At 37.3% G+C, this 20,714-nt stretch carries 13 protein-coding genes; 5 read left to right on the forward strand and 8 right to left on the reverse strand.

Annotated elements, in window-relative coordinates; translation table 11 throughout:
* The first annotated feature begins 340 nt into the window (after window positions 1–340).
* Window positions 341–2,059, forward strand: a complete 1,719-nt coding sequence (locus FFM71_RS08080) for a putative glycosyltransferase family protein (RefSeq protein WP_137611667.1) — start codon at window positions 341–343, stop codon at window positions 2,057–2,059.
* Window positions 2,060–2,114: 55 nt separating this feature from the next.
* Here the strand turns inward: FFM71_RS08080 and whiA are convergent, their stop codons facing one another.
* The 3 genes from whiA to rapZ are packed head-to-tail and all read right to left on the reverse strand — an operon-like array spanning window position 2,115 to window position 4,979.
* Complete coding sequence (gene whiA, locus FFM71_RS08085; protein ID WP_137611668.1) at window positions 2,115–3,044, reverse strand: DNA-binding protein WhiA; 930 nt, start codon at window positions 3,042–3,044, stop codon at window positions 2,115–2,117.
* On the reverse strand, window positions 3,044–4,078 hold the full coding sequence (gene mgfK, locus FFM71_RS08090) for a gluconeogenesis morphogenetic factor MgfK (RefSeq protein ID WP_137611669.1): 1,035 nt from the start codon (window positions 4,076–4,078) through the stop codon (window positions 3,044–3,046). Before mgfK ends, whiA begins: the two co-directional genes overlap by 1 nt.
* Window positions 4,065–4,979: an RNase adapter RapZ gene (gene rapZ, locus FFM71_RS08095; RefSeq protein WP_137611670.1), complete on the reverse strand. Its 915-nt coding sequence runs from the start codon at window positions 4,977–4,979 to the stop codon at window positions 4,065–4,067. The genes mgfK and rapZ overlap by 14 nt, the downstream gene beginning before the upstream one ends.
* Before the next feature lie 127 nt (window positions 4,980–5,106).
* Between rapZ and FFM71_RS08100 the strand changes: the two genes are divergently transcribed.
* Window positions 5,107–7,131: a cation:proton antiporter gene (locus FFM71_RS08100; RefSeq protein WP_137611671.1), complete on the forward strand. Its 2,025-nt coding sequence runs from the start codon at window positions 5,107–5,109 to the stop codon at window positions 7,129–7,131.
* A 286-nt stretch (window positions 7,132–7,417) separates the two neighbouring features.
* Entirely contained in the window at window positions 7,418–9,982 is a 2,565-nt protein-coding gene (locus FFM71_RS08105) for a MucBP domain-containing protein (protein WP_137611672.1), read from the forward strand.
* A 68-nt stretch (window positions 9,983–10,050) separates the two neighbouring features.
* On the opposite strand, the gene uvrA is transcribed toward FFM71_RS08105, so the two are convergent.
* Together uvrA and uvrB are read right to left on the reverse strand one after the other, a co-directional pair.
* Window positions 10,051–12,906 carry an excinuclease ABC subunit UvrA gene (gene uvrA, locus FFM71_RS08110; protein ID WP_137611673.1) on the reverse strand — a complete coding sequence of 952 codons (2,856 nt, stop codon included), beginning with the start codon at window positions 12,904–12,906 and terminating at the stop codon, window positions 10,051–10,053.
* 2 nt (window positions 12,907–12,908) lie between these two features.
* Window positions 12,909–14,918, reverse strand: coding sequence for an excinuclease ABC subunit UvrB (gene uvrB / locus FFM71_RS08115; protein WP_137611674.1), 2,010 nt, complete (start codon window positions 14,916–14,918; stop codon window positions 12,909–12,911).
* A gap of 225 nt (window positions 14,919–15,143) precedes the next feature.
* On the opposite strand from uvrB, the gene FFM71_RS08120 reads away from it, so the two are divergent.
* Window positions 15,144–15,404 (forward strand): antitoxin, encoded by a 261-nt coding sequence (locus tag FFM71_RS08120; RefSeq protein ID WP_137611675.1) that lies wholly within the window; start codon window positions 15,144–15,146, stop codon window positions 15,402–15,404.
* 2 nt (window positions 15,405–15,406) lie between these two features.
* Window positions 15,407–15,775 (forward strand): type II toxin-antitoxin system PemK/MazF family toxin, encoded by a 369-nt coding sequence (locus tag FFM71_RS08125; protein WP_137611676.1) that lies wholly within the window; start codon window positions 15,407–15,409, stop codon window positions 15,773–15,775.
* A 409-nt stretch (window positions 15,776–16,184) separates the two neighbouring features.
* Here FFM71_RS08125 and FFM71_RS08130 read toward each other — a convergent pair whose 3' ends face one another.
* The 3 genes from FFM71_RS08130 to FFM71_RS08140 all read right to left on the reverse strand — a co-directional run bounded on the left by FFM71_RS08130 (window position 16,185) and on the right by FFM71_RS08140 (window position 20,704).
* Window positions 16,185–17,429 (reverse strand): MFS transporter, encoded by a 1,245-nt coding sequence (locus tag FFM71_RS08130; protein ID WP_137611677.1) that lies wholly within the window; start codon window positions 17,427–17,429, stop codon window positions 16,185–16,187.
* A gap of 14 nt (window positions 17,430–17,443) precedes the next feature.
* Window positions 17,444–18,736 (reverse strand): alkaline phosphatase family protein, encoded by a 1,293-nt coding sequence (locus FFM71_RS08135; RefSeq protein WP_137611678.1) that lies wholly within the window; start codon window positions 18,734–18,736, stop codon window positions 17,444–17,446.
* 249 nt (window positions 18,737–18,985) lie between these two features.
* The gene (locus FFM71_RS08140; protein WP_137611679.1) at window positions 18,986–20,704 is read right to left on the reverse strand and encodes a phospho-sugar mutase; all 1,719 of its coding nucleotides are present in this window, start codon (window positions 20,702–20,704) and stop codon (window positions 18,986–18,988) included.
* Window positions 20,705–20,714 lie beyond the last annotated feature (10 nt).

The raw sequence follows: 20,714 nt of genomic DNA on the forward strand, positions 1-20,714 counted from the left end.
TTCATTTGCAGCGAAAGTGGCGTTATTGCTTCAACCGAAGTCCGAGACCGCTCTTTGGCTCGGGCCGTTCCGCGCAGCAATTGAATACTCTCAGCTCTGGAAACGGCATACTTAACTAAACTTTCAACCTTTAGTTATTTATTTCTCAAGGTTCATTTAATAAACTTTAGTCAAAAAGGAAAAGCGTAATCAAATATCATCTGAAATGGCTAATACAATCTGTTTACTAAAAATCCACTCACCGAAAATTCTGATAAGCAGCCATCGGCGATGGCATACATAGTTATTCGAAAATGCAGTATAATTAATCTTTGGATTACATACTTTTAGGAGGGCAATTTTGAATTTAAAGAATAGACCCGCTCTGCAGACAATTTTAATTGCGTTATTATTTTTCATCACCTTACTAATTTGGACACTCTGGCAATTTCATTTTAACTACATGGTTTCGATGTATGATACTTACTTTCATTCCCAACGTATCTATGAAATTCGCTTAGCTTTCCAACAACACACCCTACCCAGTTGGGTTAATTTCAATACTTTTTTCAATACTGGACAGGCTGTTAATGGAATGTATCCTGACTTTACACTCTGGCCTTTTGTTTGGATCACCAACTTTTTAACGCCGATCCATCAACAAATTGCTATTAAAGTCTTGATTAATGCCCTAACATTTATCGTTTCATTTTTATCACTAAACAAGCGCTTTGATTCACGTAACGCCGTTTTAGCTGCCTCCATTTTTGCTTTATCTGGTTCAGCATTGAAGGATTTAACCAGTGAAATGCAAACTGGAACCGCAATTGTAATGATTTTTGCCTTTCCAATACTCTTCACACTTAAAGATGCCATTGAAAGTACTAAAATTGATCCACCGCTAATTATCAAAACAGCTTTGTTAATGACGATTGTTATTAACTCTCATCTACTAAGTGCGGTTACTATTACGATGGTCGCTGGACCCTTACTGATTATTGAAACCATTATTAAGAAAAATTACTTAGCTTGGATTAATTTGATAATCGCTGCTTTGTTAACTGTTGTCTTATGTCTGCCAATAATTTATCGTATCCTTCGTATTTCCAAAACCGGTTTATTAGCACCTTTTGGTAAAGGTCATGTTGTCAGTGAGCCAATCTGGACGTTATTTATGACAACTAGTTGGAATGCCAAGTCAACTATCTCGGTTGCTTCAATTATCTTGTTGGTAATCGTATTAATTGGACTCAAGAAAGATAAAATTCGCCAACTAATGCCATGGTTCTTAGTGGAACTAGTTTTAATTGTGTTTAGTACTAATCTGGTTCCTTGGGGCCTCCTCAGCAAATTACCAGTTCTCGATACTTTCCAATACGCTAACTGGCGCTTTGCTCCATTTTTAGGCATGATCCCACTAATATTAATTTTGATTAACTTTGACCAAAAGAATGCTCGACTCATCTTCATTGTGATGACTGCTTTATCATATGGAATGGCAATCCACACAGCTTATCATGATCAATTTTACAAAACATTTCATAGTCCAATTGTGACTGAATATTCTAAAACCACTGTTCCGATGAATAATTCAGCTAAAATAACTTCGACCGGAATTAACAGCGATACCTTAATGCGGACACTCATTCCTGACTATGCACCCAATTCAGTCCCACTACAAAAAAATTCAGATGGTGCCAGTTTAGATCCGCAGATAAACTATTTAATTTCTCATCATTTAGCTGTGACACCGACAAAAGATGTTCCACTAACACACACAGCCATTGCCAATTCACTCACCTTAACTGCTCATAATGCACCTAAGGGAACAATAAAATTACCAGTCTTTGGTTACCGCACTTTAAATTATCAAATTAAACTAAATGGGAAAACCGTTCCATTTAAGATTGATGAAACTGGTTTTATTACATTGATCAATCAACATGCTTATAAAAAAGTTGATTATCAAATTACGCAGATTCAGCCGATGATTTATCGACCATTAATTTGGTTCTCATTTATTTTATTTACAGCACTGATAATTGTATTATTCATTCCTTTTATAAAAGTTAGACATTAAAAAATCCGTCCTGATTATTATCAAGGACGGATTTTTTTACTAACCGATGCAGATATTACCCCACTTCGGCCAATTCATTCAATTTTCTTAAGCGGTGATTGATACCTGATTTAGAAATTGGTCCACTAGGAACCATATCGCCTAATTCTTTCAAAGAAACTTCTGGATTATCCAAACGTAGAACAGCAATTTCACGTAATTTATCTGGAAGGGAATCCAAACCAACAGTTGCCTGCAAATGTTTAATATTTTCAATTTGACGTTCGGCTGCGGCCACAGTCTTATTGATATTAGCATTCTCGCAATTAACCAAACGGTTAACTGAATTTCTCATATCACGAACGATTCTAATATCCTCAAACTTCAACATCGAATTAGTAGCACCGATCACTTGTAAAAAGTCAGCAATTTTCTCAGCTTCCTTCAAGTAAACGATATAACCATTTCGACGCTTAGTTGTTCGGGCATTCAAATGGAAATAATTCATCATTTGGGCAATGCCTTCATTATGATTTTCATATAATGAATAAATTTCCAAGTGGTATCTCGAAGTTTCAGGATTATTAACACTTCCGGTAGCCAAGAAGGCTCCACGAAGATAAGAACGCATCCGTTGATCTTCATTCAATACTTCCTCTGGTACATCAGTATTGATTGACAATCCAGATTCATCCAAAATATCTAGGTCAGTCAAAACTTTATTAGTATCATGTTTTAAACGAACTAGATATTGATTATTCTTCTTTAATTTCATCTTTTTTCGCACAAGCAATTCTGATTCCATACCATACTTTTGCTTGATCAAAGAAAAAATTCTTCTGGCAATTGCAGCGTTCTCAGTTTGTGCGGTTAAGACAAAGTGATGATTCTGAATACTTAATGAGCCATTCATCCTTAACAATGCCGCTAACTCTACACGAGCATGTTCCGGATGGACAACTAATTTTGTGAGTTCTTGTTTAACCTCACTTGCGTATGATGCCACTAACGTCTCACCTCATTTTTTCTATTTCCTGATTGTAAGGATAAATTCAGTATCTCCTTAGCAACCTTTTCACCATCATGGAATGCACCTTTATCATGCAATGACAAGAAATCGTCTTGAATAACTTTACATCCCATATCTCTTAAACTCTTAAAATCTGTTTGAACCTGATTGACATACTCGTCATATTTTTTATGATCCATATATCCGCCAGGTATTTTTCTAGTATTAACTAAAACGGTATCAATAAAGTTACCGCCTAAGTGTTGGTTCAAAACCTTCACATGATCAGCATCAGTAAATCCTTCAGTTTCACCAATTTGCGTCATAATATTACAAATATAAACAACCTCAGCTGATGTTTGTTTAACCGCCTCACCGATATCGCTGATCATTAAATTAGGTAGAATACTAGTAAATAAACTACCTGGTCCTAAAACAACAACATCAGCTTGCATAATTGAGGCAATAACTGAGATCACTGACTTCGGCTCATTCTCAGGTTCATCAGAATTTGTGACCCAAACACGTTTAACATGCTTACCAGAATGAGTAATTTCATGCTCTCCAGCTAAGGTTGTTCCATCTGTAAATTCAGCATGCAATGTCAATTTCGTATTGCTTGCCGGATAAACTTGGCCATCAACGTGCATCATTTTAGATAGTTCTTGTACGGCATCAAAAATATTAGGTGACATTTCCGTTAAAGCAGCAATAATAAGATTTCCAATCGCATGACCTGAGAAGAAATCATCATTGGTTCTAAAACGATATTGGAAAACATCTAAGTCTACTTTAGGTAAATCAGACAGTGATGCCAAAACATTTCGGATATCCCCAGGAGGGACAACATTAATATAATCACGAATGATACCAGATGATCCCCCATCATCAGCAACGGTAACAATTGCGGTAATATTAGCATCCATATTTCTTAAACTGTTTAATACAACTGGTAAACCAGTACCCCCACCTATAACTACAACTCTTGGACGACGTCCTTTAACAACTCGAACTATCCTATTTGTTGCCATGTTCGATTACCTTCTTTTGCGATTTTTCCATGTCACGATGAGTAATATCGACGTAGTATTTCTTCTTCAAATCCATACCTAGTCGTTGAGCAATGGCAACTGAGCGGTGTTGACCACCCGTACAACCAATTGCAATCGTTAAACTGGTTTTCCCTTCTTTTTCATATCCAGGAACAATATCTTGCATCAAATCATAAAATTTATTATAAAAGTTTTGTGTTTCTTCATCATTCATCACGTAATCATAAACTGGCTTATCCAGTCCAGTTTGAGTTTTCAATTCTTTAATATAAAACGGATTTCTCAAAAATCTCACGTCCATGACAATATCAGCGTCGATTGGCAAACCATATTTAAAACCAAATGACAGCACTTCAATATGGAACGTTGGAACCACTGAACTCTCTTGGAAATTATCAAAGATCTCTTCACGCAATTGACGAGGTGTTAAGTCAGTCGTATTGATTTCAACTGAAGCACGTCCCCGAATTTCGGATAATAATTCACGTTCTTTTTGGATTCCGTCCAACAAACGACCTTCCATAGCTAATGGATGACTGCGACGCGTCTCCTTGTAACGAGAAACAAGCTCCTCATCAGAAGCATCCAAAAATAAAATCTTCATATCAACTTTTTGGTGTTTCTCTTGTTCATCTTCATCCATTTTTGAAAGCATAGAAAAAATTTCATCATAAAATGCACGTGATCTAATATCTACAACTAGTGCTACTTTTTTTATTTTACCCGATTCATGAACTAGCTCCCAGAATTTGGGAAGCAAGTTAGGTGGCATGTTATCAATACAAAAATATCCTAAATCTTCAAAGGATTGCATGGCTACAGTTTTACCAGCACCACTCATCCCGGTAACAATGACCAAACTAAGCATATCTTCCGCCATATTGCACCTCACATTCGCATATAAGCATAACACAACATGCCTGGCGTGTCAGTTTTGAAAATTAAAAGATAAGATAATTTTTATCCCGTATTTACGATACAATAAAATACATGAGAGGGGGCATTATATGGATACAGTCTTTTTAATACTCTTATTGCTTGCGGCAGTAGTCGTAGCCAATATTATTTCTGGAAAATTTAACAAAATACCCATTGCGTTCATTCAAATTGCAGCGGGGTTAATTTTATCATTTATACCTATTTACAAACACTTTGAATTGGAACCTGAGGTTTTTCTATTAGTGATTATTTCAGTATTGATGTTTAACGATGGGCAACACACCAGCCTTTCACGGTTAACTCATCAATTTGGAACAACCTTTTCACTTTCAGTTGAACTGGCTATCATTTCCATTTTGGTAGTCGGATTTTTGACACATTCACTCATTTCCGGTATGCCGTTGGCTCTAGCCTTTGCATTGGGAGCTATCATTACCCCAACCGATGCAGTTGCAGTCAGCTCGATTACAAGTAATATGTTAGTTCCAACTGAAGTCATGGGAACTCTGGAAAACGAGTCACTATTCAATGACGCATCTGGTATCGTAGCTTTGAATTTAGCCACCGCAGCCGCAATTACCGGAAAATTTTCACTTTTGAATGGAATTGGAAATTTTGTTTATGTCTTCTTTGGAGGTATTATCCTCGGTGGAATACTAGGTGCAATTATCGTTTCGATAAGATTTCGTCTAATCAATATTCACGTTGATACACCATCAGTCATGGTTCCCTTTACTCTTCTAACACCATTTATTGTCTACTTGATAGCTGAAGCAATGGGTGTTTCGGGAATCTTAGCTGTTGTCGTTACCGGCTTAATGCATGGTATTCAACAAGATCGTCTGCGACTAACCAGTTCTCGCTTACAAATTGTTATGACGAGCACTTGGCAAATCGTTTCCAGCATTTTAAATGGAATCGTCTTTGTACTCTTAGGATTATCCTTGCCTCGAGTCATCATTGACCTGCATAATCGTAATACTGGGTCCACTTTTATTCTATTGGGTCTTGGAATCCTACTCTATATCATCATGACCGCCTTACGCTACTTATGGACTGTTCTAGATTTTGCAAGAATACGAGCTTGGGATAAAAAAGAAAAACGCGCTAACAGTCTTATCATGGCTCTCAGTGGGGTTCATGGAACTATCACCTTAGCAATGGCTTTTTCATTACCTTTGAAACTCAATAATCAATCATTCCCTTATCGAACAGATATTATTTTCGTAGCGGCAGTGGTTATATTAACTAGTATGCTTGTCCCAACATTCATCTTGCCATTACTATTGCCACAGCAAACGAGCAAGTATAGTGAAAAAGAATTGTCTACAGCTAAAATACAAATGGTCGACAATGCCATTGTTACGCTTCAAACTAGACACGGTCAGGACGTTAATGCCAGTCAAGTGATTAATATTTTGGATGGTCAAAGAGTGGTTGAAGGTCATATTGATAAAGCTAAGTTAAATATTATCTTTGACAACTGTTTCGAATTGGAACAACAAACCATTGCAATAATGTTGAAGAATGATGAAATATCCGAGCTTAACGCCGATTTATATATGCGTGTGGCTCGTCGTACGATTGTACAGTATCAACAAAGTGGCTGGCAAAGATTCAAAATGATAATTAAGTTTAACTTTTTCGAAAAATTTTCTCCCAGTAAAAAGGCCCGTAAACGTCGTCGTACTTTCCATCAAATGAAGCATTATCAAAATGATAATCGATCGGAAATGATCAAACGTAATCGACAAATGTGGCAACAAATGGCCGTTACAGAGAAGAAACCATTTGAAAAAGTCACTAGTTATTTAAACCAAAGTTTGATTAATGACAGCGAAAATAGTCGAGAAATCAATTTAGTCCGCCGAGCCTATGATGAAAGACACCGTCGATTAACTAGCAGTTTTGTTGAAAATTATAATTTCAAGGATAACCAAAATGAACTATTGATTGAGGCCTTTCAACAAGAAAATAATTATATTCAATCGAAAATTGCTACTAAGGAATTCAGTACTGAACTTGGGAGCGCTCTATATGAACAGATTTCTACAGATCAATTAGTCTATTTGCAATCTGTTAACGAGGAATAATAATACCAAGAAGTTGTTTTTCAATGTGGATGCGTATGTGCCCACTAAATGAAAAAGTAACTTCTTTTTTTATAGTTTTTTGCTAAACGATGATACAACAATATTTTTTGTTTTCATAACAAAACTTATGAAAGGCTCAAAGGAGCCGATTACTTTGTCTGCCTTGATATTCCCAGTTTTAGAGACAGTCAACTTTTGACATTGAGTACACGAACGTACTTATATCTTTTTATATTTTTTTAGAGGAATTAGTATTGGGCTAAAAATAGAAACAGGTGATTTCTTTATGAAATTTAATAATAAATATTTTTATCTAGGTATATCTTTATTTTCAGCAATCATATTAACTCCTTTAGCAGCTACACCAGTCAAAGCTGATGTTGCCCCTACAACAGTTAATGCTGCAAAAACCAGTTCAACCACACCTGTAACTACGTCTGCAACGGCTACAAGCACTACTCAAAAAGATATAACTGCCGATACTAAAAGTGTCGGTATCAATCCTGCCCCCACTACAGAAGCTAGTACTACGTCTGCTTTAAGTCCAACTTCAGTATCAACTTCTACTACTTCCAGTCCAGTTCAAGCTTCAACGAACGCTGCCTCCAGCCCAGCTTCGACATCTACTACTACCGCTGTTTCTGGTACAGTTCAAACATCTACTACTGCTGCTTCCAGCCCAGCTTCAACATCTACTACTACTGCCTCCAGTCCAGTCCAAACATCAACGACCACTGCCTCCAGCCCAGCTTTGACATCTACTACTACTACTGCTTCTGGTACAGTTCAAACATCTACTACTGCCGCTTCCAGTCCAGCTTCGGCATCAACAACTACTTCAAATCCAACAACTACGACAGTTACATCTGATGTTATCTCAAGCAACTTACCAGACAATACAGTTGTCAACTTTGCTGATCCCTTGCTCGGAGCAGTTATCAAGCAGCAATTGAATCTGAAATCAACTGATCCGATAACTGTTGGAGAAATAAAATCCTACAAGAGCAAATATTTCAGTGCTAATGAAACAGGCTATCTAGTTGGTCAAACCCACACGACTATGACTGATCTGCAGGCCACTCCGATTGAAAGCCTAGATGGATTGCAATACCTACAGTTATTGCCTGCCAATACTTTAGTCGACTTTCAAGCAAAAATTGCCTCTGATTCGAAAGCAAATACTGATTTAACGCCGCTAGATAATCTGACATTATCTAATTTAGATATTGTCGGTAACTTCAGTAATCCTAGTGCCAAAGAAATCGATGTCACGCAATTGACAAAGTTAAATGTCGTAAACGCATCTGCCATTGATTTATCTGGAGATTTGGGACTTTCGTATGGCGACGGCATCACCAACCAGCAACTACAAACCATCAGCCCTTGGTTGATTAACTATGCCACTAACAGCACTAATACCTCGGCTAATATAAATACAATTGTTTTAAGCAACACCAATATAACGGATTTTTCATCGCTCAAAGGTCTGGAAAATGGTAAAAAAGTCATGGTTATTGCGGACACACCAGTTCATATTGACAATACTCCTGTTTTTGCAGTCGAAAACCAACCAATTACCTTCACTGCTAAGCCTATCTTAGGCTTGAATGGTGATGATTTAGCTGGCGGTTATCATTTTTCCAATTCTGTTCCTCAACAGTATTTGACCGAGGAGGATTTAACTAACTTGGGAAATGATAATTATCGTCTGGACAATCCTACCCAAGGAGCCCAAGTTTTGGCATATGGCTATCTTGGCTTTGGCTATAGTTCAAATCCGGACAATTACGTCAATAAAACTTATGGCAATGCGACACTGCAATACTATATTTTGAACGGTCAGCCAATCATTTGGCAAACACATCCCAGTATCCTAGTAAATTATTTGAATAGTAATAACCAGCCATTAACTGTCAAAGGAGGGACATATCAGCAAATCATTAGTGGTGTAAATATTGGCGACGCTTATGACCTAACGACTATCAGCCAAATACCAGGATATAAACTAACCAGTCCACTAACTTTGTTGAAGGGAAATTTCACCCAAGATCCACGAGAAGTAAATTTAATTTATAGTAAGATTAACACTCAAGATGATTCAGACGACAATTCAACAACTACTCAAACTGAACCACCTATTCAAGTTTATAATCCAGACGGTCATCCCTTAGCTGATACCTATGTTCACGTTGGAAATAACATCATCATTGCTTCAATTCACAAAAATAATCAAACATTTTATCAACTAAGTAACAAGCAGTGGGTTTTATCAACTGACTTTTATAATCAAAAATTGACCCAAAAAGATGTTCGCACCTTTGATTCCAAAACTGTTTTAGTCAATAAGGATGGAAAAATCATCAGTAACTCACTAGCATCAAACAGCGAATGGAAAATCCTTAAAACAGTGACTATCCTTGGTCAAAAATATTACGAAGTTGCTAACAACGAATTTATCCTAGCTTCTGACACAGTTGAATTCACACCAGAAAGCAATGATACTAAACTTCATTTAACCGCCGATACTATCAGTTACAATTCTAAAGGTCAGCCATTAAAAACTAAATTAAGCCTTGGCAGCAATTGGTCCAGTGATGGTTTTGCAATCATTGATCATCAAAAGATGTATCGAATTGCTGATGATGAATGGGTCAAAGCAGTTGATCTCTACGTTTATCAGCCAATCTCAAAAATTTTTCACGCTAATCAGATCACAAAAATTTATAATTTAGCTGGAAACTTATTACCTCAAAAATTACCAGCTAAAACATCTTGGAAAATTGATCAGCTTGTAATGATTAATGGTCTAAATTACTACCGTGTTGCAACTGGTGAATTTATCAAAGCTTAGTTACAAAGACAAAAAAAGTCGCTTATCACTTGAAATATTTTTTCAAATGATAAACGACTTCTTTTTTATTATTCTTTTTCAGCATCTTTAGTTCGTTTGGTATCACGTACTAAAACTGGTTGTAAATATTGTCCAGTATAGCTTTTTTTAACTTTGGCAATTTGTTCAGGTGTACCAGTACCAACAATCGTACCGCCACCCTCGCCACCTTCTGGTCCTAAATCGATCAACCAGTCAGCTGACTTAACGACATCCAAATTATGTTCAATAACTAAGACAGTATTACCTTCATCAACTAAACGTTGGAGAACTTCCAGTAAACGCTTGATATCGTCAGTATGTAATCCGGTCGTTGGTTCATCTAAGATATAGAAATTCTTACCGTTAGATTTCTTGTACAATTCAGAAGCCAGCTTCATACGTTGAGCTTCACCACCAGATAATTGTGTAGCTGATTGTCCAAGAGAAACGTAGCCTAAACCGACATCAACGATAGTTTGTAATTTACGTCTGATTTTAGGGATATTACTGAAGAATTCGAGTGCTTCTTTAACTTTCATATCTAAGACTTGAGCAATATTCTTACCTTTATAAGTAACTTCCAAAGTTTCAGAATTATAACGTGTTCCATGACAAACTTCACAAGGAACATAAACGTCAGGTAAAAAGTTCATTTCAATCTTGATGATTCCGTCACCATGACAGTTTTCACAGCGACCACCTTTAACATTGAAGGAGAATCTCCCCTTCTTATAACCACGTAGCTTAGCTTCATTAGTTTGTGAGAAGAGATCACGTACATCATCAAAAACACCTGTATAAGTGGCAGGATTACTTCTAGGAGTTCTTCCGATAGGACTCTGGTCAATAGCAATCATCTTTTCGAGATTTTCATAACCAGTGATTTTCTTGTACTTACCAGGTTTTTCAGAATTATGATTCATTTTTTGGGCCAAAGCTCGTTTCAAAATCATATTAACTAAAGTCGATTTACCCGATCCAGAGACGCCGGTCACAACAATAAATTTACCTAATGGAAATTTTACATTAAGGTTCTTCAAGTTATTTTCAGCGGCACCAAAAATCTCGACAAACTCACCATTGCCTTGACGGCGTTCTAAAGGAACTGGCACAAACTTCTTACCAGCTAAATATTGTCCTGTCAAAGACTTAGGATTTTTCTCAACTTCCTCTGGTGTTCCAGCAGCAACGATTCTACCACCAGCCTCGCCAGCACCTGGACCTACATCAATCAAATAATCGGCAGCACGCATCGTATCTTCATCATGCTCAACGACAATTAACGTATTACCAAGGTCACGCATTTTTTTCAACGAACTAATCAAACGATCATTATCACGTTGATGTAGTCCAATCGATGGCTCATCCAAAATATACATAACGCCTGACAAGTTAGAACCAATCTGAGTTGCCAAACGAATACGTTGAGCTTCACCGCCGGAAAGTGTTCCAGCCGATCTGGAAAGTGATAAATATTCCAAGCCAACATTAATTAAGAAACTGAGTCGATCTTTAACTTCCTTCAAAATAGGCTTTGCGATAACAGTGTTCTGTTCACCTAAAACAACATCCTTGAAGAATGGAAGTTCATCCTTAATTGACATTGCTGAAACATCGGCAATATCTTTACCACTAACTTTGACAGCCAAAGCTTGACGGTTCAAACGTTTCCCATGACAAACAGGACATGTTAATTCAGTCATATACTTACGCATCACTTCACGTGTGAAATCACTGTTGGTTTCATGATAGCGACGATCAATATTAGGAACCACACCTTCGAAAGGTACATCAACATCCCTAACACTACCGAAATCATTTTCGTAGTGGAAGTGGAAAGTCTTGCCATCAGAACCGTTTAAAACAATATTTTGTGCCTTTTCAGATAATTTCTCAAAAGGTGTATTCATATCAATCTTAAACTCTTTGGCTGCTTGAGCTAACATTTCCGGATAATACTGTGAACTAATAGGATTCCAAGGTTCAATTGCACCTTCGGCCAAAGTTTTACTTGGATCAGGAATAACTAGGTCCATATCGACTTCGAGCTTCATTCCTAAACCATCACAGTTATCACAAGCTCCAAATGGTGCGTTGAATGAAAACAAACGAGGTTCCAGTTCACCAACAGTAAATCCACAAATTGGACATGCATTCCTTTCTGAGAAAACCATCATATCTTGACCAATTACATCAACATTCATGTAACCATCAGATAAACGCAATGCTGCTTCAACAGAATCGAACAATCGCGACTTGATATGATCATTGATCACGATACGATCAACAATAACGTCGATATCATGTTTCTTATTCTTATCTAACTCAATATCCTCACCAATATCACGAACTTCACCGTCAACTCGGATTCTGACATAACCTTGTTTCTTGATTTGCGCCAAAGCTTTCTTATGTTGTCCACGTTTAGCACGAATAACTGGTGAAAGAATTTGTAGCTTCGTACCATCATCCAACTTCAAGATAGCATCTACCATTTGTTGTGCTGATTGACTAGTGATCTTAGTTCCATCATTTGGACAAATTGGAGTTCCAACACGTGCCCAAAGCAAACGTAAATAATCGTTAATTTCTGTAACTGTACCTACGGTTGAACGAGGATTTTTTGAAGTAGTCTTTTGATCAATAGAAATAGCCGGACTCAAGCCATCAATCGAATCGACATCCGGTTTATCCATTTGACCTAAAAACTGACGTGCATATGAGGATAAACTTTCCACATAACGTCTTTGACCTTCGGCATAAAGTGTATCGAATGCCAAAGAACTCTTCCCTGAACCAGATAGTCCGGTCATAACAACTAATTTATCACGCGGGATAGTGACATCAATATCCTTTAAATTGTGAGCACGCGCTCCATGAATAACAATCTTATCATTTAACATATTTATTTCATTTCCGCCTTTAATTCCAAAATCGAATCACGCAAGTTGGCAGCTGCCTCGAAGTCAAGCTTCTTAGCGGCACTTTCCATCTGTTCCTTCAAGTTGGCCAAAAGTTCTTCGCGTTCCTTCTTAGTCATATCCTTGAAGTCGATATCATCATTGATCTTCTCTGTTTCAGATGAACTGTTATCAACCTTCTGGAACATTGAGATTGCATCTCTGATTGGTTTAACAATGGTTGTTGGCGTGATTCCATGTTCCTCATTGAATTTCTCTTGTAACTTACGACGACGGGATGTCGCATCAATGGCACCCTTCATCGAATCGGTTATCGAGTCTGCATACATGATAACTTTACCATGTTCGTTCCGAGAAGCACGTCCAATGATTTGAATCAGTGAACGTTCAGCTCTCAAGAAGCCTTCCTTATCGGCATCCAGAATAGCAATCAAAGAAACCTCAGGTACATCAATACCTTCACGCAACAGATTGATACCAATCAAGACATCAAATTTACCTAAACGTAAATCGCGGATAATCTTAGACCGTTCCAACGTCTTAATATCACTATGTAGATAACGGACCTTGATTCCTAAATCTTTAAAGTAATCCGTCAAATCTTCGGCCATTTTCTTGGTCAAAGTTGTGACAAAGACACGCTCATGTTTCTCAACTCGGTCATTGATTTCACCAACTAAATCATCAATCTGTCCCATAATTGGACGGACCTCAATCTTTGGATCAAGCAAACCAGTTGGACGAATAATTTGTTCAGCCTTGTTGTTCGTCCGCTCTAATTCATAAGGACCAGGCGTAGCTGAAACATAGAGGATTCGATTAACATGTTTTTCAAACTCTTCCAATTTTAAAGGACGGTTATCCAAAGCACTTGGCAAACGGAAGCCATAGTCTACCAATTGTTGCTTTCTAGCACGATCTCCATTATACATACCACGAATCTGTGGCATTGTAACGTGTGATTCATCAATCATAATATTGAAATCTTTCGGGAAGAAATCAATCAAAGTAAATGGTGGTTCACCTTCAGCTCGGCCTTCCATGTGACGTGAATAATTTTCGATACCAGACGTATAACCCATCTCACGCATCATTTCGATATCATATTCAGTCCGTTGCTGGATTCGCTGTGCCTCAAGTAACTTACCTTCTTCAGTAAACTTCTTAACTTGAACATCCATTTCATCTTGAATTCGTTTGAGTGCTTCCTCCATCTTGGAATCACTGATCATAAAGTGAGTTGCTGGAAAAATCCCAATGTGATCCATTGAACCTTTAACTTCACCTGTTAAAGCATCCATTTCGATGATTCGATCAATTTCATCTCCAAAAAATTCCACTCGAATAGCATTGTCATCGCGTGAAGCTGGGAAGATATCCACAACATCCCCACGCACACGAAATCTACCACGTTGGAAATCAATATCGTTACGTTCAAATTGATTTTCGACCAATTCTTCTAATAATTTATCTCGGGCAATTTGTTCACCCACATGCAAAGAAATAATACTGTCAGCATATTCTCTTGGATCACCTAAACCAAAGATACATGAAACTGAGGCAATTACAATTACATCGTTACGTTCCAAAAGTGAGCTGGTCGCCGAGTGACGCAATTTATCAATTTCATCATTGATACTAGAGTCCTTTTCAATATAAGTATCACTAGAAGGCACATAAGCCTCCGGTTGATAGTAATCATAATAACTAACAAAGTATTCAACAGCATTGTTAGGAAAGAACTCTTTCATTTCACCATATAATTGACCTGCTAAAGTTTTATTGTGAGAAATAATCAAGGTTGGTTTATTTAAATCTTTAATAACATTGGCCATTGTAAAAGTTTTACCAGTACCAGTGGCACCTTCCAAAATAACTTCCTTGTCACCAGCCTTGAAATCTTTGTCAATTGTTTTGATTGCTTGTGCTTGGTCACCAGCAGGAGCATATTTTGAAACCAAATCAAACTTATTATCAGTAATTCTATCTATCACAGACGACTTACCCCCTCTTTAAGCTAAAAAATACATCTAATTTATCATGAATTAGATGTAATTAATACCGACTTATTTCGCTGGCTCTATATTACCATAGCGAACATATTTTCGCCATATTTTTACTTGTAACACCTCGAATATTTAAAAATGTCCTATTCAGAGTCGACTAGGACCCGAATATTTTCTATACTGGATTTAAATAAATGAAATAAGGTGACTAAAGTGAAAGAAATATTAGGAACATTTAAAACTCGAAAAAATGGGAATAGCATTAGTATCACTGTGCCTAAATCAGCCGGTATTTCTGAAAATGAAATATTTAGTCTGCAAAAGGAAAATGGTAATTTGGTTTATAAACATTTAGAAAGCCAGAATAATCCATGGAAGAATGGACACTTTAAAAATCACGATTTCAAAAAAGATATGGAAACTTTGGAATTTGATGTAGGTAATGAAACAGCCGTTGGAAAGGAAAAACTTTAGTAATGAAATATCCAATTCAGGGAGATATCATTTTTATAGACGCAAAACCGCATGCCGGACACGAGCTAGGTGGACATTCTATTGATAGTTCAAATATAAGACGTCCAATGGTAGTGCTTTCCGATTCTGATTACAATGAAGCAACTGGCCTTGTATCTGGGATGCCTATAACCTCACATAATTTTTTTGAGAACAATGATGGATCTTATATTCCAATTATGGATTTGGATAGTGGAATAAAAGGAAATGTAGTTACTTATTATTTACCTAGTTATGATTTTATTGCTAGACATGGAGAAATAATGGGGCATGTTTCTAATACCATGTTGAAGAAACTTATAGACAATGTTAGCTATATTTTTAACATATAGTAATCTAGATTACACGTTGAAAAAATTCAAAAAAATAGCTGTTCTTAATTGGAATCCAATTAAGAACAGCTATTTTAAATTATCTTAACTGAAGGTTGAAAGGTGAAAAATTAATATAACGATTGCTATTACAGGCCTAGAGCTAATTTATTTAAATACTCAGAACTCTTTGTTTTATTGTTCCGTCTATTAAAAAAAACTAGTTGGAAGAGCTGAGAGTATTCGTTTGCAGCGAAAGTAGCGTTATTGCTTTAGCAATTACACCACCGGACGCGTTGAAGACTCGCGGGTTTTGCGAGGCTTCAACCGAGGTTCGAGACCGCTCCTTGGCTCGGTCCGTTCCGCGCAGCAATTGAATAATCTCAGCTCTGGAAACGGCATCCTTAAACTTTCAACCTTTAGTTATTTATTACTTATCTCCAGTTAACTTAGGTAACATCAAGAAAATTACCAATCCAATCAAGAATAGAATACTTAACGATGCTGCACCAATCGTAGATTTTCCGGTTATTTGTGTCACAATTCCAACTAACACTGGACCCATGACTGCGGAGAATTTACCCAAAATATTATAGAATCCAAAGAACTCACTTCCTGATTCTTTAGGTATCAACTTACCAAAATAAGATCTACTCAATGCTTGAATCCCACCCTGACTTGTTCCGACTAAAACAGCTAAAATCCAGAAATCGACGGTTGTTGTTAATTTCAAAGCATATAAACAAATTCCAAAGTACAAAATTATTGCTAAGAGAATTCCCTTTCTCGCCGAAAAACGATTGGCAATCCGACCATACAAAATGGAAAATGGAAAGGCCACTAATTGAACTACTAATAGAACAATCATCAAGGTCGTCGTTGTGATACCCATGTCCATTCCGATTGACGTTGCCATCGTAAAAATCGTATCGACCCCGTCAATGTAGAAGAAGTATGCAATCAAGAACCATGCTGCAGCTTTATATTGTCGCAAATGTGTTACTGTCGCCCAGACTCTTTTAAAGCTTGATGTAATTGGGTGTGCATTTTCTGGTAATGAATAAACTTGCTGAACATTCTTCAAAAGTGGAATGAAAAAAATTATCCACCATAACGCTGCCAATAGAAAACTCCACCTTGCAACGCCGTAACTTGATAACATCCCAAAACCGCTAGTCAACTGTAAAACTAGGAATAGAATGAACGCTATCACACCGCCAAGATACCCGTATGCATACCCATTTGATGACAATGAGTCCATCTTTTTATTGTCGGCTACATCGGTCAAAAAACTATCATAAAAAAGATTCCCTCCGGAATAACCAATTATCGACAGGATATACACAGCAAGCAACAGCTGCCACTGACTCGGTGGTAAGAGTGCTAATCCTAACGTCATAACGATGCCTAAAAATGAAAATGTACTCAACAAACGTTTCTTATGATGTGGATAATCAGCCAAAGCTCCTAAAACTGGTGCCAAAATCGAAACCACCAGCGTTCCAAAACTATTTGCATAACCCCAATAAGCAGTAGCGTTCGCTTGTGTAACGCCTGCATTTTGAGCTACGGTTTTAAAATAAACTGGCAAAACGGCTGTCGTTACGATTATTCCGTAGCCTGAGTTTGCCCAGTCATAAAAAATCCAGCTCCACTGCTTTTTATTGAACCCCATATTGTCCCTCAATCCTAATTTATAAAGACATCGTCAATTGCGGAACCCGCCAGAGGTTCTGGGAATTCTAATCCTAATAGCTTCGCAAAAGTTGGTGCTTCATCAACTAAATCAGCCTTCTCAACTGTATTATTTTGCTTGATCATTGGCCCATTAAAAATCATAGTAGTCTTGTATCCAGATTTATCTGGATCATAACCATGGACACCGCGATAACGGTCAGCATCCCCCATCATCTCGGGTAAAACTTTTTCCACAACTTGTGCACGATCACTTTCATCAGTGAAGTAATATCCTGCTTTGGCTTCAATCATCAAAGTACATTTAGGATCAGCACCGTGATGGGCCGCTTCCTGTCCGGAATAGATTTTCTCCACCCCTTCAACACCAGAAATCAAATCACGTAATCGATCAATTTGACTGAAATTCCTCGTATAAATGTATGTACTACCATCACAAGTCTTAGCCATAACTTGCCAATCCTTCTTGAAGGTCTGGTCAGGTTTAGCAGTCAACCAGCCACGTTTGGCAAACAGTGTATTCAAATGTATCATCCGATCAACGTTAATTTGATAATGATCTCCTAAGATAACAAAGTTGGTGTCATTAAACGTCCCAGCACTCTTGGTAGCTGCGATAACTTGCGAAACATGGTTGTCTAATCGATGCAAAGCTTCCATCGCTTCATCCGAACGAACGCCATAACGATGACGCATACTGTCCATATCGACCAAGTGCAATAGTGTTAAATTAGGCTGCTTGTTCTTTATAGTATCAACTGCACAAGCTGTAATGAAGTCATCTAATTCAGGTTGTCTAATACCATTACGAAGTTTTCCATATTTATTGTTCATTTCTAAAATAAACAATGGCGAACTGGCACGCATTGAAACTAATACTTGATTAGTCCAAATACGATTAGGAAAAATTTCCGCTAAATTATAAGTAATTTTGCTACCAGCAGTCACCGGCCACAAGAATGCCGCAGTTGTTAACCTCTGCTTTCTGGCCAAATCATATAACGTTGGTGATTTAACATCTTTTTGATACCAGAACCAATCGGGAGAACGGCGTTCTGGCTGAATTTTAGTATTATTAACAATCCCGTGAACACTAGGATACTGTCCCGTAATGATTGTCGTATGAGATGGATACGTCAAAGTTGGATAAATACCCTTAACCTCTTTGACCCAAGTTCCACCATTAACTAATTTATTTAAAGTTGGTAATTCACTCTGGTGCTCATTGATATCACGAAACCCTAGGGCATCCAATGAAATAATTACTAGGTGTTGATTTGTAGGCAAAATAATTTCCCTCTTTTCACAAACTACATGAAAGTATTATATCGCAGTTAGGAAATCCATGTTATACGCAATATTGAGACAAAACTATCATTTTGTTGGTATATTACTAATAAAAAAATAGATAACCCTAAAAAATCTGGAGTTATCTAACATATATTCAAACCAACCTAGCTGGAGGGAGAAACGGCATATTTCAAAAAAAAGAACAAAGGTTTTAACACCCTTATTCCTTAATTAGAAAATACTATTCTATTCCCAGCCTTCGATTTCTTTACCGAATTCTTCGAGCTTCTTAGTAGCACCGTCTTCAGTATCACCCTTAATACCGATATAGAATTTCATCTTAGGTTCAGTACCAGATGGTCTAGCAGCTACCCAAGTATCGTCAGCTAAGACGTACTTCAACACGTTAGCCTTTGGTAAACCAGTTTCCTTGGTACCAGTTGCTGTTGTATCAGTATCATTCAAGTAATCAATTGATTCAACAACTTTAACGCCATTGATCTCGTCGATACCTTCTTCACGAAGTGTCTTCATGATTTGGGCCATCTTATCTTTTCCTGAAATACCAGCGAATGTCTTAGAAATAGTCTTTTCACGATAGTAGCCAAATTCCTTATAAAGGTCTTCAAGTGCATCGTAGATTGTCTTGCCCTTTGATTCGTAGTAAGCTGCCGCTTCAGCCAACAACAATGTTGATTGCATAGCATCTTTATCACGAACAAATGGTTTAACTAGATATCCATAACTTTCTTCAAAACCAAATAGGAATTCATTGCTACCTGTTTCTTCAAATTGTTCGATTTTTTCGGCAATGTACTTAAATCCTGTCAAAACATCAAACATTTTAATATCATATTTATCAGCAATTGCTGTAGCCAATTCAGATGAAACAATTGACTTAACAACAGCTCCGTTAGAAGGTAATGCATTCAAGTTCTTCTTAGCATGCAATAAATAATTTAAAAGAACTGAAGCAATTTGATTACCTGTCATTAGTTTGTAAGAACCATCCGGTTGTCTAACCGCAGCACCCAATCTATCGGCATCAGGATCAGTCGCAATCAGAATGTTAGCACCAATTTTTTTACCACGTTCAATTGCAAGGTCAAAAGTTTGGGCAAATTCTGGATTTGGGAAAGGTGTTGTAGCAAATTCGGGATCAAGGATAGCTTGTTCAGTTACCATGTTAAAATTCTTGAATCCTAATTGTTGGAAAATACGTGGGGCAATCATCTTACCTGTCCCATGAAGTGGTGAGTAGACAAACTTCATTTTATTTCCATATTCTTCAATTAATTTGGGATTAACGATAACTGTTTCGAGGTTCTTCATATAATCTATATCGACATCTTCACCAATCAAAGTGAGTAACTTTTCAGCTCTCAACTTTTGAACAGCCTTTACTTTAATGGCAAAAAGGTCACTAGCCTTACGGGCAAAATTAGTAATATTATCTGATTCAGTTGGTGGCATTTGGCCGCCATCAGGTCCGTAAATCTTGAAACCATTATATTGTTTAGGATTATGGCTCGCTGTAATCATAATTCCGGCATATGTATGCAGGCTTCTTACAGCAAATGATAATTCTGGAGTAGGTCTCAAACTGTCGAACACAAAACTTTTAATATTGTGAGCTCCTAAAACTTTGGCCGATTCATAAGCAAAATCTTGAGAATAGTAGCGTGAGTCATAACTGATAGCTACACCCTGTGTTTTGACCTTGTCGTCCAAAGTATCCATGAATGAAGCTAAACCTTCAGTTGCTTGGCGAACTGTGTAAATGTTCATTCGGTTGATACCAGGTCCAATCAAACCACGCATACCAGCAGTACCAAATTCCATAGGTGCGTAAAACGCTTCTTCAGCCACTTTATCGTCCTTTTTAAATTCGTTCAGTTGCTCTTTCATATCTGGATCTAAATCTTTATAATCAAGCCATTGTTGCATATTATCTTGCCAAGTCATTAGAATTATC

The sequence above is a fragment of the Companilactobacillus huachuanensis genome (assembly GCF_005404815.1).
In the GTDB taxonomy this organism is placed as follows: domain Bacteria; phylum Bacillota; class Bacilli; order Lactobacillales; family Lactobacillaceae; genus Companilactobacillus; species Companilactobacillus huachuanensis.

Bases quoted from the DNA above. Each gene is read 5' to 3' on its own strand.
- FFM71_RS08125 (WP_137611676.1), top strand. From the start codon at position 15,407: ATGAAATATCCAATTCAGGGAGATATCATTTTTATAGACGCAAAACCG.
- mgfK (WP_137611669.1), bottom strand. From the start codon at position 4,078: ATGGCAACAAATAGGATAGTTCGAGTTGTTAAAGGACGTCGTCCAAGA.
- FFM71_RS08100 (WP_137611671.1), top strand. From the start codon at position 5,107: ATGGATACAGTCTTTTTAATACTCTTATTGCTTGCGGCAGTAGTCGTA.
- FFM71_RS08140 (WP_137611679.1), bottom strand. From the start codon at position 20,704: ATGACTTGGCAAGATAATATGCAACAATGGCTTGATTATAAAGATTTA.
- FFM71_RS08130 (WP_137611677.1), bottom strand. From the start codon at position 17,429: ATGGGGTTCAATAAAAAGCAGTGGAGCTGGATTTTTTATGACTGGGCA.
- uvrA (WP_137611673.1), bottom strand. From the start codon at position 12,906: ATGTTAAATGATAAGATTGTTATTCATGGAGCGCGTGCTCACAATTTA.
- rapZ (WP_137611670.1), bottom strand. From the start codon at position 4,979: ATGGCGGAAGATATGCTTAGTTTGGTCATTGTTACCGGGATGAGTGGT.
- FFM71_RS08105 (WP_137611672.1), top strand. From the start codon at position 7,418: ATGAAATTTAATAATAAATATTTTTATCTAGGTATATCTTTATTTTCA.